The 18,059-nt window shown below is 61.1% G+C and carries 14 protein-coding genes and 1 tRNA gene; 7 read left to right on the forward strand and 8 right to left on the reverse strand.

Translation table 11 applies throughout. The features are described from left to right. Positions 1–449: 449 nt before the first annotated feature. From ACYQ6M_RS25670 to tsaD, 4 genes are all read right to left on the reverse strand, one after another. Positions 450–1,457 carry an NAD(P)H-dependent glycerol-3-phosphate dehydrogenase gene (locus ACYQ6M_RS25670; protein WP_023002899.1) on the reverse strand — a complete coding sequence of 336 codons (1,008 nt, stop codon included), beginning with the start codon at positions 1,455–1,457 and terminating at the stop codon, positions 450–452. Further along, positions 1,444–1,920, reverse strand: coding sequence for an NUDIX hydrolase (locus ACYQ6M_RS25675; RefSeq protein WP_055659702.1), 477 nt, complete (start codon positions 1,918–1,920; stop codon positions 1,444–1,446). Before ACYQ6M_RS25675 ends, ACYQ6M_RS25670 begins: the two co-directional genes overlap by 14 nt. A gap of 26 nt (positions 1,921–1,946) precedes the next feature. Continuing rightward, positions 1,947–2,450: an NUDIX hydrolase gene (locus tag ACYQ6M_RS25680; protein WP_228871018.1), complete on the reverse strand. Its 504-nt coding sequence runs from the start codon at positions 2,448–2,450 to the stop codon at positions 1,947–1,949. A gap of 103 nt (positions 2,451–2,553) precedes the next feature. Next, entirely contained in the window at positions 2,554–3,660 is a 1,107-nt protein-coding gene (gene tsaD / locus ACYQ6M_RS25685) for a tRNA (adenosine(37)-N6)-threonylcarbamoyltransferase complex transferase subunit TsaD (protein ID WP_460076345.1), read from the reverse strand. A 93-nt stretch (positions 3,661–3,753) separates the two neighbouring features. Here tsaD and hemC point away from each other — a divergent pair, with 93 nt between their 5' ends. The 7 genes from hemC (at position 3,754) to ACYQ6M_RS25720 (ending at position 12,476) form a co-directional block, all read left to right on the forward strand. Continuing rightward, the gene (gene hemC / locus ACYQ6M_RS25690) at positions 3,754–4,680 is read left to right on the forward strand and encodes a hydroxymethylbilane synthase (RefSeq protein ID WP_031270219.1); all 927 of its coding nucleotides are present in this window, start codon (positions 3,754–3,756) and stop codon (positions 4,678–4,680) included. A 7-nt stretch (positions 4,681–4,687) separates the two neighbouring features. Then, positions 4,688–5,404 (forward strand): uroporphyrinogen-III synthase, encoded by a 717-nt coding sequence (locus tag ACYQ6M_RS25695; RefSeq protein WP_460076346.1) that lies wholly within the window; start codon positions 4,688–4,690, stop codon positions 5,402–5,404. Positions 5,405–5,524: 120 nt separating this feature from the next. After that, positions 5,525–7,489 (forward strand): COG4223 family protein, encoded by a 1,965-nt coding sequence (locus ACYQ6M_RS25700; protein ID WP_460076348.1) that lies wholly within the window; start codon positions 5,525–5,527, stop codon positions 7,487–7,489. A 77-nt stretch (positions 7,490–7,566) separates the two neighbouring features. After that, entirely contained in the window at positions 7,567–9,609 is a 2,043-nt protein-coding gene (locus ACYQ6M_RS25705) for a heme biosynthesis HemY N-terminal domain-containing protein (protein WP_460076350.1), read from the forward strand. 200 nt (positions 9,610–9,809) lie between these two features. Then, positions 9,810–9,885: transfer RNA gene (locus ACYQ6M_RS25710), tRNA-Thr, on the forward strand. 743 nt (positions 9,886–10,628) lie between these two features. Next, positions 10,629–11,450: a response regulator gene (locus tag ACYQ6M_RS25715; RefSeq protein ID WP_460076353.1), complete on the forward strand. Its 822-nt coding sequence runs from the start codon at positions 10,629–10,631 to the stop codon at positions 11,448–11,450. Positions 11,451–11,738: 288 nt separating this feature from the next. Then, the gene (locus tag ACYQ6M_RS25720; RefSeq protein ID WP_035907952.1) at positions 11,739–12,476 is read left to right on the forward strand and encodes a hypothetical protein; all 738 of its coding nucleotides are present in this window, start codon (positions 11,739–11,741) and stop codon (positions 12,474–12,476) included. 206 nt (positions 12,477–12,682) lie between these two features. Here ACYQ6M_RS25720 and ACYQ6M_RS25725 read toward each other — a convergent pair whose 3' ends face one another. The 4 genes from ACYQ6M_RS25725 to ACYQ6M_RS25740 form a co-directional block, all read right to left on the reverse strand. Beyond that, positions 12,683–13,471 (reverse strand): crotonase/enoyl-CoA hydratase family protein, encoded by a 789-nt coding sequence (locus tag ACYQ6M_RS25725; RefSeq protein WP_447239091.1) that lies wholly within the window; start codon positions 13,469–13,471, stop codon positions 12,683–12,685. Next, complete coding sequence (locus tag ACYQ6M_RS25730) at positions 13,468–14,328, reverse strand: hydroxymethylglutaryl-CoA lyase (protein WP_023002910.1); 861 nt, start codon at positions 14,326–14,328, stop codon at positions 13,468–13,470. Before ACYQ6M_RS25730 ends, ACYQ6M_RS25725 begins: the two co-directional genes overlap by 4 nt. A 117-nt stretch (positions 14,329–14,445) precedes the next feature. Continuing rightward, on the reverse strand, positions 14,446–16,077 hold the full coding sequence (locus ACYQ6M_RS25735; protein WP_460076357.1) for an acyl-CoA synthetase: 1,632 nt from the start codon (positions 16,075–16,077) through the stop codon (positions 14,446–14,448). Continuing rightward, positions 16,064–18,058, reverse strand: coding sequence for an ATP-binding protein (locus ACYQ6M_RS25740; RefSeq protein WP_460076359.1), 1,995 nt, complete (start codon positions 18,056–18,058; stop codon positions 16,064–16,066). The genes ACYQ6M_RS25735 and ACYQ6M_RS25740 overlap by 14 nt, the downstream gene beginning before the upstream one ends. Position 18,059: the final 1 nt, after the last annotated feature.

The raw sequence follows: 18,059 nt of genomic DNA on the forward strand, positions 1-18,059 counted from the left end.
GTCGAACCTAGGGCCGGGGCGGGGGAAACTCAATGGGGGAAAGAAAGGAGAGGTGCATCACACCCTGTGCAAGCGGCCCATCCTTCGAGACGCCTGGCGTTGCCCGGCTCCTCAGGATGAGGGAGTGGGGGAGCTGTTCTCCCCTTCGTGGCAGGGCAACTGACTTTGGACTAAAGACAGGCAGCAAGCACAAGTGTCACCCCGGGCGAGCAACGCGAGACCCGGGGCTACTCGTTTCCAGAGAGCCGGAATGGGTTGTGCCTCTTCAGGGCACCTTGTCTGCTTCGGCAAGCGGCGCGGCGAGTGGGCCCCGGATCTGCGCTTCGCTTGTCCGGGGTGACGCCGAGGGGATGAGGATATCGCTCATATGCCAATCCCCTATCACAAGCGGAAAGAGAACCAGGTGCCGGCATACGTCTACGCCAAAGGCCGGTTTCCTTGCGAGAGGCTTAAAGCCCTGCCGTTTCCGATTTCAGCGGGCGTGCCATCAGGGTGTTGAGGGCGTCGTCGATGGTCAGGTCCTCGTCGATCATTCTGGCGACGGTCTCGCAGATCGGCACTTCGACATCGTATTTGCGGGCCAGCTTGACTGCGACGCGGGCGGAATAGGCGCCTTCCGCGAGCTTGCCGCCTGCCGAAATCAGTTCGGAAGCCATGAAGCCTTCGCCGAGCCGCAGCCCGAAGGAAAAGTTGCGCGACTGGCTGGACGAACAGGTGAGCACAAGGTCTCCCAGACCGGAAAGGCCTGTCAGGGTTTCACCCTGTGCGCCCATGGCGGTGCCGAGGCGAGACAGTTCGGCAAAGCCGCGGGCGGTCAGCGCCGCCTGGGCACTGGCGCCGAGCTTGCGGCCAACCACGGCCCCGCAGGCGATCGCGAGCACATTCTTGAGGGCGCCGCCGATCTGGGCACCGAGAATGTCGATCGAGGCATAGGGCCGGAAACAGGGCGATTGCATCGCTTCGCACAGGCTGAGCGCGGTCTTGGCCGAATTGGCGGCAACGGTGACGGCAGTCGGCAGGCCCTTGGCGACGTCGTCGGCAAAGCTCGGGCCGGACAGGACGCCGGGTTCGACGCCGGGCAGTTCCTCGCTCATGACCTTCGACAAGAGCTTGCCGGAGGATTGTTCGATGCCCTTGGCGCACAGCACGACGGGGCCGCGCACCTTGCCCGTCTGTTTCAGGGCAGCCAGCATCGCACGGGTTGTCTGGGCGGGTGTCACCAGCAAGATGGCATCGGCGTCGGCAACCTCTTCCAGCGAAGATGTCGCTTCCAGTTCCTCGTCAAAGGTGATTCCCGGCAGATACCTCGGGTTCTGTCGACGGGACCTGATATCGGAGACCGTACCGGGATCACGCGCCCAAAGGCGCACTTCCCGGCCGGCACGGGCCGCGGTCAGGGCCAGGGCCGTGCCCCAGGCGCCGCCGCCAACGACGCCGATAGACCTAATGGCGCCCATTGCTCTGCCTTTCCACGCGCGTCCGTAATGTTTCAAGTTGCGCTCCAAACCCTTCAAAAAAGCGGGCCTCGGTCGGCGCATCCATGGTGAACAGGTCAATCCAGAACAGACGGAACCTTATCGGGGGACCGCCTGCGTTCGGTGACATTTCGAAATGTTCCCATTCTGTCGCGGGCTTTTCACGAATTCGGCCATGAAAATGCCGCCGGCGATGCAAGCCGTCGAGACAACGGGGAACATCTTTGAAGATATGGTCCTGGTCGGCGAACGATTCGAGCGCGATATCCAACGAAAGTCCGGTCTCCTCGGCAAATTCTCTCCTGGCAGCCTGCAGATAGCTTTCGCCGGGGTCGACCGTGCCTCCGGGAACCTGGAGGCCGGCATTCGGGAAATCGGGTTCCACAAACACGAGAAGCTCTGTTCCACAGGTCAGGTAGACATAGGCCTTTTGGTAGATCAGCACGGGCAGGTCCTTGAAAGAACTGTTGTTTATGCCGCGTTGGCGAGGCGTGTCACACGTTTGCGCAGGGCATCGAGGGGCGCGCCGAAGGCTGCGAAGAAGTTTTCCTCAACGCTTGCCCGTTCGCCAAAGAGGTCAACCCAGAAGAAACGATAGCGAATCGGTTCGCCGCCGCTGCTGGGATGCATTTCGTAATGCTCCCACTCGCTCTTCGGCCGGGCACCAAGGCGGACATGGTAGTTGCGGCGGATGTGTCGGCCAAGCAGCGGACGGTTGGGTGCGGGCCGGTACTGTCCGACGGGAGGGATCGTTTCGAACGGGATATCCTGACTGGAAAAATGATCAAAGGCCACGTCCAGTTCGAGGCCGGTTTCCTCGGCAAATTCCCGCATGGCGCCATGCAGAAAGCTTTCGCCCGGATCGATGGTGCCACCCGGAACCTGCAGGCCCAGATGAGGCGTATCCGGTTCGTCGAAGACCAGAAGGTCCGTGCCGCAGGTCAGGTAGACATAGGCCTTGTGGTAGACGCGCATTTCTCAGAACAGTCCTTGTTGGAAGGCTGAAGTTTCCTAACAGGGTCTTTGATCGCGCAAAAGGGTCGGTGGGAAATTGAGTGATGATTTACAGGTCCACACCCTAGACCTTGGCACCCTTTTTACCCGCGCCGAGCACACCGGCATTGGCTGAATCCAGCGGCCAGCGAGGCCTGGGTGACAGGCTCATGTCGTCCACGGGGCCAAGTCGAAGCCGCTCGATACCGGCCCAGGCGATCATTGCTGCATTGTCGGTGCAAAGGCGCATGGGCGGCGCGATGAAACGGGCATCTGCCTCTTCTGCCGCAGCCAGAAGACTGTTGCGGATTTCCTGGTTCGCCGCGACGCCACCAGCCACAACGATTGCCGGTTTGACACCCGGGTGGCGTGTCCGGAAGAGATTGAGTGCGGAACGGGTGCGGGCTGCCAAAACGTCGGACACAGATCGCTGAAACGCCGCGCAGAGGTCGGCAATCGTCTGTTCATCGACAGGTTCAAGCTTTTTCGCCTGGGTGCGAAGGGCCGTCTTCAGTCCGGCGAAGGACATGTCGAGGCCCGGGCGATCCAGAAGCGGACGCGGCAAGCGGAAGCGGGTGACGTCGCCCTTGGCAGCCATTTTTTCAACATGCGGGCCGCCGGGATAGGGCAGGCCCAGCAGTTTGGCTGTCTTGTCGAAAGCTTCGCCAATGGCATCGTCGATGGTCGTGCCGAGACGTTCATAGTCCCCGACGCCGCGCACCAGCAGGAACTGGCTGTGGCCGCCGGAGACGAGCAGCAAGAGGAACGGGAACTCGAGATCGTCGGTCAGGCGCGCGGTCAGGGCGTGGCCTTCCAGGTGATTGACGCCGACGATCGGCTTGCCCGCTGCCATGGCGATCGCCTTGGCAGTCATGAAGCCGACGATGACACCGCCGATGAGGCCGGGACCGGCAGTTGCGGCAATCGCGTCGATATCGTCCCAGCCGCAACCGGCCTCGTTCATGGCTTCGGCAACGATCCGGTCGAGGATCTCGATGTGGGCACGGGCGGCAATTTCCGGCACCACGCCACCGAATTCTGTATGCTCGTCGATCTGCGAACGGATCGTATTGGAGAGGATCTGCTTGTGCGCAGGGCCGCACACCACCGCTGCTGCGGTTTCGTCGCAGCTGGTTTCAATGCCCAGGACCGTCAGATTGGTCGCATTGTCATCTGTTTTGACTGAGGTCATTGGTCTAAGTGCGGTGGCCTGTGTTAGGACATCCGAAAAGACATAAATCGGTGCCCGTCATTTCTGCCGGGCGTAGCATCTGGACGGTAAACCTTGCAATCAAATCCTTTGCGTATCGGAACAAGGGGCAGCGCGCTGGCGCTGGCACAGGCCCACGAAACCCGCGACCGGCTGATGGCGGCCCATGATCTGGCCGAAGACGCGTTCGAGATCGTGGTCATCAAGACCTCCGGCGACAGGATCCAGGACAGGCCGCTGTCGGAAGTCGGTGGCAAGGGGCTGTTCACGAAGGAAATCGAGGAAGCGCTTCTGGACGGGCGGATCGATCTTGCCGTTCATTCGTCCAAGGACATGCCGACGGTCCTGCCGGATGGTCTGGCTTTGACGGCCTTCCTGCCGCGGGAAGATGTGCGCGATGCGTTCCTGTCGCCCAAGGCAAAGACCCTGACCGATCTGCCGCAGGGCGCCGTCGTCGGGTCCAGTTCGCTGCGGCGCCAGGCAATGATCAAGCGGCTGCGCCCGGATATCGAAGTGGTGATGTACCGCGGCAACCTGCAGACACGCCTGCGCAAGCTGGCAGAGGGCGAGGTGGACGCAACACTTCTGGCGGCGGCCGGTCTACGCCGGTTGGGCCTGGAAGCGGAAATCACCAGCCTTCTGGAAACCGACCAGTTTCTGCCGGCTGTCGGCCAAGGTGCGATCTGCATCGAAAGCCGGGCGGACGACAAGGCTACCCTTGAAATGCTGGCGGCAATTCACGACGCGGCAACGCAGATCCGCCTTGATGCGGAGCGCGCCTTCCTAGCTGTTCTGGACGGGTCTTGCCGCACGCCCATCGGCGGGCTGGCGACGCTCGAAGGCGATACGATGCACTTCCGAGGGATTGTGCTGAAGCCGGACGGATCGGCCGCGCATGAGGCATCGGGCAGTGGGCCTGCGGCAGAGGCCGCGCGGATCGGCCGGTCTGTCGGGGAAGATCTGAAAACCCGGATGGGACCGGACTTTCTGGCAGGAGCCTGACCCGGTCATGCGCTTTCTGGTGACACGCCCCCAGCCGGATTGCCGGCGGACCGCTGAAAAACTGCGGGCGTTGGGGCATGTTGCCGATGAAGCTCCCGTTCTGAAAACCGTTGAGGTGCGGTCGGCACAATTCGGGCTGGATGGCGTGTCGGCGCTGGCGTTTTCCAGCCGGCGGTCGGTTGCCGTCCTGTTAGCGCAGGGCCGGATCGATGCCTTGCGGAGCTTGCCGGTTTTCACGGTGGGCGACGCAACCGCACTCGCCTGCCGGGAAGCGGGCTTTTCAAGTGTACTTTCGGCCAGCGGTGATATCGCTGCGCTGGCTCAGCTGATTCTCGATAATCGGAGCGGGTTGCCCTCAGGGGTCGTCCTTTATCCTGCTGCCGAGGATCGGGCGGGGGATCTGGAGGGACTTCTCGCCGCAGGGGGCATTTCCTGTCGCACCGTCGTGCTTTACCGCATGGAGCCGGCGGAATGCCTGCCTTCTGCCGTGGTTGACGGCCTTCGCCAGAATGCCTTTGATGGTGTCTTCATTTATTCCAAACGCACGGCCGAAGCTTTTCTGGCGCTGGTTCGCAGGCACGGTCTCGAACATATTTTTTCCAGGTTGCCTGTTTATGCCCTTTCGCGGCAGTCGGCCGAGCCCCTATTTGAGGTAAGCCAGGTGCGTATTGCAGCTGCGCCGAACGAAAGCGCCTTGATGGATCTGGCTTTAACACAGTGTTAACCAGATCCGGGGGAGTCGTTCTTTTGCAGCGCGCAAAAGTCTTTGCTGCGGCGGTACCGCTTCGCAAAGAGGTGTGTATAGTGAAGGTCTTGGGACCGGCAGGGTTCAGGAGGAGATGAGATGACGACGGACAAGAAATCCCCGGGCGGGACATCTTCATCGGGCGGCAGCGGCACCGGCGGCAAGGACAAGCCGGGCAGCAGCACTGCGTCTTCCTCCGGCAGCAGCAAGCGGCCGGTAACGATTGATCTGACCGCAGAGAAGGTCGGTGCCAAGCCGACAGACACGAAGCCAGCCTCTGGTACGAGCTCAACGACGAGCGCCACGACGGGGTCTGGCGGCACGACTGCGGGTGCAACCAAGACAGGCGGTATCGGCAGCACGACTGCGTCCGGCAGCTCAACGTCAGCCGGAAATACAACGTCATCCGGCAGCACCGGCAGTTCGGGCAGCACATCGTCGCCCTCTTCGTCTGCATCGACCTCGTCCTCGACCGGATCAGGCTATTCTTCTTCGTCGTCTACCACTGCCGGGTCTTCCACAGCCGGAAAGCCCACAGGAGCCAGCGCAACTGGGTCGTCATCTGCGACCGGCAAACCGCCGTCTCCGGCAAGCTCATCGACGTCTGCCACCAGCCAGCCTGGAACTTCCTCGACAAGCAGCAGCTCCCGTCCAGGGGGATCAACCAGCTTTTCCAATCCGCCAGCCGCTGAAGACCGCGGCGGTGTCGGGGCATTCGGTGTTCTGATTGCGGCCGTTATCGGCGGTATCCTGGTGCTTGGCGGCGGCTTCGGCCTTTACCAGGCCGGGCTCGTCAAACTGTCGCCCGAGCCGAACCAGCAGCTCACCAGCGCGCTCAGTGCCGCCGAACGCAAGATCTCCGATCTGGAGAAAAAACTCGGCGACGTGACGTCTTCGGTCTCCAGCCAGGGCAGCTCCGGTGCTGTTTCTGCTCTGGAAAGCAAAGTCAGCGCGCTTGAAGCCAAACTGCAGGATGCATCGTCGTCCGATCTGAGCGCCGCGGTCGATGCCCTGAAGCAGGATGTCGAAGGACTGCGCAGCACCGTCGCTTCGGCAGGGGCTGGCACCGGCGAAGGAACCCCAGCCGATCTCCAGCCGCTTGAAAGCCGTCTGGCCGCGCTGGAAGAGGAAGTGAAGGGCGATAGCCAGGTGGATCTGGCGCCGCTTGAAAGCCGCCTTGCCAAGCTGGAAACCGACACCACGTCGACATCTTCCGAAGCCGACAAGCTTTCGGGTTCCGTAACCGGGCTCGAGGGCCAGCTTTCGGACCTGAAGACGACCCTTTCCGAGGTGGAAACCCGACTTTCCAATACCGAAGCGACCGCGAAGGCAGCGCAGACAGCCGTATCGACGTCGGACGTTTCCCTGAAGACCCTTGCCGACAGCCAGGCACGGGCAACCGAGACCCTGTCTTCGCTGGCTGCCGACATCAAGTCTGTCGGCGCGGCCAACACGGCAGCGCTGGAAGGTTTGCGCTCTGAACTGGACGCGCTTTCAACGCGCCTTGCCGCGGTTGAGGCAACGATGGGCGATGCGACGGCGCGTGAAGTTGCTGCCAGGGCTCTGTCCGTTTCCGCGCTGAAGTCAGCCGTGGATTCCGGCCGCCCTTATGAAACCGAGCTGGCCGCCGTCAAGGCGGGGCTGCCGGGCGGGCTCGACCTGTCTGCACTGGAGGCCAACGCCAAGACCGGTGTCGAACCGGTGCCCGTGCTGATCGCCCAGTTCCCACCGGTTGCGCGCTCTGTCTACCAGACGTTTTCCGAACCGGACCGGTCCGGTGATGTACTCGACAGCCTGATGACCAGTGCACAGTCGCTGTTCACCGTTCGTCGTTCGGGCTCAGGTGAAGGCGATGGGCCGGCAGCTGCCCTGCAGCGCATGGAAAACGCCGTCCGGAAGGGAGACCTCAAGTCGGCACTTGCCGCCTACAAGGATCTGCCAGAACAGGGACAGGCTGCTGCTGCCGACTGGGCAACGCGCGCCGAAGCCCGCGTCGAGGTTGATGACCTGACGGACAAGGCCTCGCAGGAAGTGCTCAACGCGCTTGCTGCGAAGGATAGCTGAATGCAGGCCGGCCACTCGCCCGCCCGTCAATGGAACTATGTGCCGGCAGGAGCCGGCCGTCGCAGGGAGCGAACTGAATGATCCGCGTTCTGTTCTTTTTCGCGCTGTTGTTTGCCGTTGCCATGGGCTTTGCCTGGATGGCGGACCTGCCTGGAACGATCCAGATTTCCTGGCCGGTTTATGAAGGCGGCCAGCAGGTCGGGACGGACATCTGGGAGCAGTCGCCTGCGATTGTTGCCCTTGCCGCAGCCATTTTCCTGGCGATCTTCCTGGCGATTGTCTGGGTGATCCGCGTCGTCCTGAAATCACCGCAGATTGCCAGCCGCTTCTTTCGGCGCCGCCGGAAAGACAAGGGCTACAATGCGCTGTCACAAGGCTTGATCGCTTTGGGCACGGGCAACGCCAAATTGGCGCGCCGCTACGCGCTGGACGCCGACAAGCTGCTGGATGATGAACCCGCGGCAAAGCTGCTGCTTGCACAGACGGCCCAGCTTGCCGGCAAGGACGACGAAGCGCGTCAGCGTTTCGAGGCAATGCTGGAAGATCCGGCCACCAAGGCGCTTGGTCTGCACGGCCTCTTCATCGAGGCCGAGCGACACAGGGAGCCGGTGGCAGCACGCCACTACGCGGAGGAAGCTGCCAAGACATCGCCGGGTCTGGAGTGGGCCGGCAAGGCCGTGCTCGGCTACCAGGCGGTTGCCCACCATTGGGACGAAGCGCTCAAGACCCTGGAGCGCAACTACGCCGCAAAGATGCTGGACAAGAAAACCTATCGGCGTCAGCGCGCCGTCATCCTGACGGCCCTTGCGACAAAGCTGGAGGATGGCGAGCCGGAACGGGCCTATTCGCTGGCCAAGGAAGCTCATGGCCTGGCACTCGACCTTGTGCCGGCCGCCGTGCTGACGTCTCGTCTGGCAACGCGCCGGGGCGATATTCGCAAGGCCTCCAAAGTGTTGGAGGCGACCTGGCGTTTGTTCCCGCATCCGGAGTTGGCTGAAACCTATGCCCATGTGCGTACCGGCGATTCGGCTGTCGATCGTTTGAAGCGGGTGAAATCGCTTTCCGCACAGCGGGCAAACACTCCCGAAGGTGCACTGGCCATCGCCCGCGCAGCCATGGAGGCGCGCGAGTTCGAAGAAGCGCGTAAGCAGCTGAAAAAGGTCCTGCAGTCCGAACCTACCCGTCAGGCGTTTCTGCTGATGGCGGAAGTGGAGGAAGCCGAACACGGTGACCGGGGCCGCACACGCGACTGGCTGGCCCGTGCTGTCAGTGCGCCGCTCGACAAGGTCTGGATGGCCGACGGCATCATTTCCGCCGAATGGCAGCCGGTGTCACCGGTCACCGGCAAGCTCGATGCGTTCCAGTGGGCAACGCCGGGCAGTCTGTCCGACGAGGACGGTCCGCTGCTTGAGGACAGCCTGTTCGAGGCGCCGGCCCTGCCGTCCGCCACTCCAGCCGAGCCGGTTCGGCCGGTTGCAGATGTGGATGACGACGCGGTGGTGCTGGAAGCCGAACCCGTCACCAGGCCTGCCACTGCCAAGCCTGCGGGACCCGAGACGGTTGACGCCACATCCGGCAGCGCCAAGTCAGCCGCCGCGGAACCTTCCGCTGCCTCTGTGCCACTGGAAAAGCAGGGCTACGAAGGGACGACGGACGATGTCAAATACAGCCCTGCGCTGAAGGACCTGCCCGACGCCGAAGCTACCAAGGCGCCTTCGGACAAGGCTGCGACCGTTGAGAAGACGGCAGCCAAGGAAAGCGCGGTAAAAGCCGAAGCCGGGGCAGACGACAAACCTGCCGTGGTGACAAGCAAAGACGCCGGGACAGCGAAAGCTGGTGTGACCGGCAAGACCGACACCCGGAACGGTTCCGAGACGCCTTCCAAGCCAGAGGCAACATCTGAGGCCAAGGTTGAGGAAACTCCGAAATCGGCGGATGCAAAGCCATCGGCTGCCAAAGCCGGGGAGGCCAAGACAGGCGAAACAAAGTCCGGAAGTTCCAAAGAGGATCTCAACCGGCCAATCGAATTTCCCCTGTCGCGGATGCCGGACGATCCGGGCCCGGATGAGGACGACGAGGACGAGAGCGCCAAGACGCCACGGCCGCGCTTTTTCAACTGAAGCGCTGCTGCGGCGATAGTCGGAATGTGCTGACGAGCATGTGTTTGCCTGGCTTCCGGAAAAGGGAAGATGTGATCTTCCTGAAAGAACCGGTTTTAGGCTCTTGCATCTGACGCCAAGCTCCGGTAATTAGCGGCGCACTCGGGCTTGACCTGAGTGTCCGCGCCAAATCGCGCGATGCCCGGCATCTGCCGGAGAACGCCGCTGTAGCTCAGATGGTAGAGCACGTCATTCGTAATGATGGGGTCGGGGGTTCGAGTCCCTTCAGCGGCACCACTTTCCAGGCCCAGGTTCCTTTCTTCAGGTGCGCCCGACAGGGCTATCCCTTCTCTGATGCTTTCCTCTGAATTGAGCAAGCTGTCACGAGACTTCAGAAACAGCTTTGCGATCGTTGGCCCTGCCACCAGATTCACGGGCTGCACAGGTCGCAGTGACAGCTTTGATGCTGGCGAACTTGTGTTGCCCTGCTGCTGATCCGGTTTCTGTTTGTCGGACGGGAAGTGCCACATTGATGGCTCGTCGGCAGTCCTTGCAAAAGGCGGGGTGATTGTCCAATTCTGACGCTACAAATTGACGTAGAGTTGGTTTGGCAGGTTGTGGGCGCCCTTGTCCTCACGAGACAATCGTATCGTCCAGCAGGTGCTTGTTTTGGCCTCGTCTGATTTTCAGAAACAGGCTGGTTGGATCCCGTGTTTTGAAAAAGCTGGCCACAGGTTGCTCCAATTCGACGGAAATCACTGAACCATAATGCGACTGCGGGAATCCTGTGACGCCGGGTTGAGCCTGTTTCCTCATATTTTGTGGGGTTTTCCCAGATGTGGTTTCGGTCTTTACATCCTATTTGTAAGAATTTTGGATTCGAGTGAATGAATATTCATGTAAGTCTATGTATATCAAAGGTTGTAAAATGCCTGACGAGCTTCAGTAACAGAAAATATACAATTGTTTCCTTATTGTACTTGTTAATTTAGACATGGCCTCAAGTGACGATGCGAGAGCCGCACACAAGGTGATGAGAATTGCTGCATAAAATGATCCGCATTCTTGTCGCTGACGACAGCGGCATCGCTCGTGAAGTCATCAACAACGGCATCGCCGTTCATCGTTCCAAGCGGTACATCGAGGTTGATGATGTCGATAACGGTCGTTCTGCTGTCGAGGTTCTGAAGAAGAAACAGATCGACATCGCCTTCATCGACATCAACATGCCGGGGCTGAATGGTCCGGACGTAATCGCCGCGATGAGCGAGACGAAGTCTGCAGATTGTCTGACGGTCGCGATTTCAAGCGGCCTTGATGAGCGCAATGCCAACATGCTTCAGCAGCTGGGGGCCTATCATTTCCTGAAAAAGCCTTTCACCCAGGAGGATGTGTCGGAGATCGTCGCCACTTACATGACGATGACGACGACCTATCCGATCCTGATCGTCGACGACAGCGGTACGATGCGCAAACTGACGCGCAAGGTTCTGGAGGCCAGCCGGTTCGACTTCGAAATCTCGGAAGCCGACAGCGCGCAGGCGGCACTTCGTACACTAGCATCGGGCAAGTTCCGGATGGTGCTGACGGATTTTCACATGCCGGATGTCGACGGTATCGAGCTTGCCGGTTCGATCCGGGACCTGTCTAGCAAGATCGGCATCTACATGATGTCCACCAACGACACGAGCTATCTGGAGCGGTCCGCGGCCTTCGTCGGGATATCCGGTTTCCTGAAAAAGCCGTTCACGCCTCAGGACATAGATACGCTCATGCATCAGTTCCTGGAGCTGGATACGCCAAAATTCGGCAAGGTGCGCAACATGTTCAGCTTCATGGAACGAGAACGCAAGGCATCGTGAGGCTCGCCGGACTGGCGAGTGCTGATCGTTCCTCTTGGTTCTTCTGGGCATTTCGCGGGAACCATTTGCCGAACGCTTACATTGTTTCTGGATTGTTTGTCAGCATTCTTGATTTAAAACGCTTCAGTTGATTCAATGCAAGAATCAGAAGTCTCCCCCTAGTTCGTATCGGTTCCACTGTCTGAATGCATGGAGAGCGGTGTGGGCAAAACAGCAAAACTTGAATTACTTCGCCGGATATTGCCTCTCGGCCTCTGCGTGCTGGGTATAGTCGGCGGATATTTTTTCATGTCGGTGCTCAGCAGCCTGCTCTGCATTATCGCGGCCGCCGGGATCTATGCCGCCTTGCCGCGGCCGAACGTACCGTCCGGTGCCGTAAAGCCGGTATGTCATCCGCCGGTTCTGGTACTCGACATGATCGGGTTTGTGATTGGTGCCGCTTTCTTTTCCATAGCTTTCATCGGGATGGCAGACTGGAGCGGAGGCGCAGCCCTGATGGCGCTGCTTTGCCTGGGTCCTGCCTCGATTGCACCGGTGCTGTTCACCGTGTCCGCACGACAGGAGACATCCTGGGTCCGTTTCTTCAGCAACGGTTTCGAATTCACCCAGTTCGGCCGGCGCGTCCGGGTGATGTATGAGGATCTGAAAAAGATCGACATCCGCCTGTGGCACGCTTCCGGCTGGGCTGCCTGGTTCCAGTCGACGATCGGCTCGCTGGGGCCGAGATCAGCGGTTCTGCTGAATGGGGCTGAAACCACCACGACACTGGTCTTCAAGCGCCCGGACGGAGCAACCTTCACCATTTCATCCGAACTGGTGCCGGACCTGCAGCGGGTGCTGATCAACATCGACAGGGCCGGTATGGAGCTTCCTGACGGGATCAGTGAATATCAGCGCAAGAAGATCCGCCAGCGGCGTGAACGCATGTACGGCGGCCCGCCGCAGGAACCGCCGCAGTCGGAACAGAAGGAAGTGGCGCGTATCGCGGCCCTGATCGAACACGCCAGGCGGAGTGCCGGCCATTGAGGGCGGTTTTTCTGTTTCCAGCGCTTTGTTGAAGCTCACCACAAATTCATCCTCATGCTGAGGAGGACTGTCAGGTCCGTCTCGAAGCATGGGCTGCTTGTTCTGTGTGGTCCATCCTTCGAGACGCGCGCCAGCGCGCTCCTCAGGATGAGGGAGTGGGGAGTTTGATTGTCTGAAGACCCGGTACTGGCATCAGCCGCTGCAAACTATGAACCGACCCAGTTCGCCTTTCGCTTTTCGAAGAATGCGGAGATGCCTTCCCGGGCTTCGGGGGTTTCCCAGGTCTCGGCGAGACGGCGAATGGTGTCGTCGATGATTTCTTCGGTAATTTCCGGGCCAAGGCTGCGGGCCAGCGCCTTGGAGGCGGCTACCGCAGCAGGGGCAGCGGAAAGATACGGTTTGATTTCCTTTTCGATCGCCGCATCGAGGTCCGCCTCGCTCACGACCTTCGCCACAAGATCGAGATCCCGGGCTTCTTCCGCGCCGAACAGGCGGGCGGACATGAATACCCGGCGTGCCTTGCCTTCGCCCATGCGGGCCAGCACATAGGGGCTGATGGTTGCCGGGATGAGGCCGAGACGTACTTCCGTCAGGCCGAATTTGGCGCTGTCGACGGCAATCACGGTGTCGCAGACGCTCATCATGCCGATGCCGCCGCCAAAGGCCTGGCCCTGCACACGGCCTATCAGTGGCTTCGGCAATTCGTTGAGGCTCTGCAGCATCATGGCAAGCTTGCGCGCTTCAGTCATGCGGGTTTCGCGGTCAGCTTCGAACTGCTCGCGCATCCATCCAAGGTCGCCACCCGCGCAGAAGCTGGCGCCAGCACCCGTCAGGACAACGACACGGACAGTGTCGTCCTCCGCCAATTGTGCGGCAACTTCCGTCAGTTCGGAGATCATCGTGGCGGAAAGCGAATTGTGCTTGTCCGGGCGGTTGAGTGTCAGCGTTGCGACGCCCCGGTCGTCAACGGCAAGGGAGATTGTCTCGAAGCTCATGCGTCAACACTCCTGAGGGTGCGGGCAAAGTCGGCGATTTCAGCAAGCTTTGCCCGGTCGATGCCGGTCTCGAAGCCCTTGCGGGTCATCAGGTCTAGCACGGCTTCGGTTGCGACATTGCCTTTGGCACCCGGTGCATAGGGGCAACCGCCCAGACCGCCGACCGCACTGTCGAAGGTGCGCAAGCCCTTTTCGAGGCTGACCTCGATGTTCTCGATCGCCCGGCCTTTGGTATCATGAAAATGGCCGGCAAGCTTGTCCGCAGGGATCGCGGTCAGCACGGCGTCCAGCATCCGGCCGATGGTCTCCGGCGTTCCGGCGCCGATGGTATCGCCGAGGGAAATCTCGTAGCAGCCGAGATCGAACAGCGTTTTGGCGACCTCCGCAACCTTCTCCGGTGGCGTTGCACCGTCGTAGGGGCAGTCGGTTACGCAAGAGACATAGCCGCGAACCGGGATGCCGTCCTCATGTGCCTTTTCCAGAAGCGGCTTGAAGCGTTCGATGCTTTCGGCAACCGAGCAATTGATGTTCTTTCTGGAAAAGCCTTCCGAGGCCGAACCGAAAATGGCGACTTCATCCGCCGACACTTTCTTGGCGGCCGTATAACCCTTCACATTGGGTGTCAGCACCGCATAGGTCACGGACGGGTGCCGGTAGATGCCTTCCATAACCTCCTGGGCGTCGGCCATCTGCGGTACCCATTTCGGACTGACGAAACTGGTCACCTCGATCTTGCGGAAGCCGCAGGCAGAAAGCCGGTCCACGAGGTCGATCTTCTGGGCCGTCGGCACAAAGGTTTTCTCGTTCTGCAGACCGTCGCGCGGGCCCATTTCAAACAGGGTGACGAATTCAGACATGTTTTCTTCTCTAGCTTCTCGTGAGGCCTAAAGGTGAGGCCGGTTCTTCGCTGCGCTTCGTCCGGGGACGGCACCAGGCAAATCGCGGATGCATTCGTTAAACGGTGTTTGACACGATCACTCTTCCTGCTCGGCACGGGCGCGCAGTTCACGGCGGATGACCTTGCCGGTGGTGGTCAGGGGCAGGGCGTCGACAAAAGCGACTTCGCGCGGATACTCGTGGGCTGCAAGGCGCGTCTTGACGAAGTCGGCGATCTCCCCGGCAAGTTTGTCGGTCGGTTCAATGCCGCTTTTCAAGACGATATACGCCTTGACGATCTCCGTGCGCTGGCTGTCGGGTTTGCCGACGACACCGGCCATGGCGACCGCCGGGTGCTTGATCAGGCAATCCTCGATCTCTCCCGGGCCGATGCGGTATCCTGATGACGTGATGACGTCGTCATCCCGTCCGACGAAGCGGATCCACCCGGTGTCGTCCTTGATGCCCGTGTCGCCGGTCAAAAGCCAGTCGCCCGCAAATTTCTTCTCCGTCGCTTCCATGTTGTTCCAGTAGTTCAGGAACATCACAGGATCAGGACGTTTGACGGCAATGTTGCCGAGTGATCCGGCAGGCAGTTCCTCGCCCGTGTCGCTGACGACGCTGACATCATGACCCGGAACAGGGCGGCCCATGATGCCGGGGCGCGCTTCCATCAGTCTGGCGCAACTGGAAACGATCATGTTGCACTCGGTCTGGCCGTAGAATTCATTGATCGTCAGACCGAATGTGCGGCGGCCCCAGTCGATCAGCTCCGCGCCAAGTGTCTCGCCACCGGAGGCAACGGACCGCAGGGTGAATTGCCAGCGGTTTTCCGGGGCTTCCACCTGACGCATCATCTTCAGCGCGGTTGGCGGCAGGAAGGTGTTGCGGATCTTCTGGTCCTGCAGCAGCTGGAAGGCTGCTTCAGCGGTGAACTTTCTGAACCGGCACGCTACCACGGGCACACCCAGGAAGAGCGCGGGCATCAGAACGTCGAGCAGGCCGCCGATCCAGGCCCAGTCCGCCGGGGTCCAGATCCTGTCACCCGGCTGGCCCAGAAGATCATGGCTCATCTCGACGCCCGGCAGATGGCCGAGCAGCACCCGGTGGCCGTGCAGGGCGCCCTTGGGTTGTCCGGTGGTGCCGGAGGTGTAGATGATGATTGCCGGGTCATCGGGGCCTGTGTCGAAGGGGTGGAATGTGCCTTCGTGTCCGGCCATGTGATGATGGAGGCTTTCTGCCCCCGGGACGTCTTCATCTGCACAAAGGACGGTCGTCAGTTCCGGCAACCGGTCACGGATGGTCGCCAGTTTGGCAGCGCCACTTGCATCCGTGATCACCGCCTTCGCGCCGGAATCCTTCAGCCGATACTCAAGTGCTTCTTCCCCGAACAGGGTGAAAAGCGGAATGGTGATCGCGCCGAGTTTCAGGGCCGCAATATGGGCAAAGGCGGTTTCGGGCCTTTGAGGCATCAGGACGCCGATCCGGTCACCTGGCTGGACGCCTCGGGCGGTCAGGAGGTTGGCAAGCTGATTGGAAAGCCGCCGAAGGTCATCATAGGTGTAGCTGGTGGCGCTGCCGTCCTCGTCCGTATAGACCAGCGCCTCGCGGTTCGGCTCGCGTGCCGCCCAGTCGTCGCATATGGCAACGCCGATGTTGAACCGGTCCGGGATCTCCCATTTGAACTTGCCGGAAAGGTCGTCATAGCTTGAGGCGTCATGCGGCAGCATCGGCTTCCTCCGCGAGCGCCAGCAGAACGGTGCCGTCGGTCACCTGTTCACCTTCTGCCACCAGAACCTCGCCGATGACGCCGTCCCTCGGGGCTTTCAGCGTGTGTTCCATCTTCATGGCTTCCAGGATCACCAGCGGCTGGTCCTTGGTCACCGCTTCGCCTGCCCTGGCGTTCAGCACCTTCACAAGGCCCGGCATCGGTGCAACGAGTTTGTCGTCCGCGCCACCGGCTTCCTCGTCTGCGCTGAGCGTGTCCGGCAAGGCAACCGGGAAGGCATGGCCGCCGAGGAAGACCGTCAGTCCCTTGCGGTCCTCCACCACGACCGCCCGGGCACGGTGGCCGTCACAGTCGTAGGTGATCGCACCGCCTTCAACCTTCACCAGAGCATATTCGCGTGAGCCTTCCTCCAGCTGGACCGCGAACCGCTGATGGCCGAGGGCATGGACCTCGACATCCCGGCGCTCGCCTGCAATTTCAAGTAGTGCGTACTGGCGCGATGCACTCCAGATCCGCCATCCGGCCAGCGTGTCGAACGGATCGTTGCCACTTGCCGGCCTGGTCAGGCCGAGCGCCGTGAGAGCGGCAAGGGCAATCGCGTCCACCGGGATGCAGGGTTCTTCTATCAGCTGGGTCAGATCCCGGTCGATGAGGCCGGTGTCGACATCGCCCGCGGCAAAACCTTCATGGCGACACAGGGCCGCCAGAAAGCCGGCGTTGGTGACGCAGCCGGCAACTTCCGTTGCCTCAAGGCTTGCCAGCAGCTTGCCGAGTGCCGCCTGGCGGGTCGGGCCGTGGACGATCACCTTGGCGATCATCGGATCGTAATAGGGGGTGATTTCATCTCCGGAGCGCACGCCGCTGTCGACCCGCGCGCTGTCTTCCGGAAGGGCCAGATGCTCCAGCGTGCCGATGGCCGGCAGGAAGCCCTTCGGCGCATCTTCCGCATACAGCCGGGCTTCGAAGGCCCAGCCGTTGAAGGAAAGATCTTCCTGGCGCTTTGGCAAGGTTTCGCCGGAGGCCACGCGAAGCTGCCACTCGACCAGGTCTTCGCCGGTGATGAGCTCGGTAACCGGGTGCTCGACCTGCAGCCGGGTATTCATTTCCATGAAATAGAACCGGTCGGATCTGAGGCCTTCGGAAACGTCGGCGATGAACTCGATAGTGCCGGCGCCGGAATAGTCGATGGCCTTGGCCGCGGTCACGGCGGCCTCCCCCATGGCGCGGCGCATTTCTACCGGCATGCCGGGGGCAGGGGCTTCCTCGATTACCTTCTGGTGGCGACGTTGCAGCGAGCAGTCGCGCTCGAACAGATGCACGGCATTGCCGTGGCTGTCGCCGAAAACCTGAATCTCGATATGGCGCGGCTTGGTCAGGTATTTCTCGATCAGCACCCGGCCATCGCCAAAACTCGCTTCGCCTTCGCGCTGCGCGCCTTTCAGGGCGTCTGCAAAATCCTTCGGGTCATCGACCCGGCGCATGCCTTTGCCACCACCGCCGGCACGGGCCTTGATCAGCACCGGATAGCCGATGCGGTCGGCCTGCTCCTTCAGGAAGTCCGCGTCCTGGTTCTCGCCATGATATCCGGGCACCACCGGCACACCGGCCTTTTCCATCAGTGCCTTGGCGGCATCCTTCAGGCCCATGGCGCGGATGGAAGAGGCGCTCGGGCCGATGAAGGCTATGCCGGCCCTGTCGAGGGCGTCGACGAAATCCGGATTTTCCGACAGGAAGCCGTAGCCCGGATGCACGGCTTCGGCGCCACTCAGCTTGCAGGCTTCGATGATCTTGTCAGCCTTCAGATAGCTTTCCGAGACCGGTGCCGGTCCAATGCGGAAAGCCTCGTCGGCCATGGCAACGTGTTTGGCCCTGGCGTCCGCATCGGAATAGACCGCAACGGTCTTGATGCCGAGCTTCTTGGCCGTTGCCATCACCCGGCAGGCAATCTCGCCGCGGTTGGCAATGAGGATCTTCTTGAACATT

Source organism: Roseibium sp. ROS1, assembly GCF_054658215.1.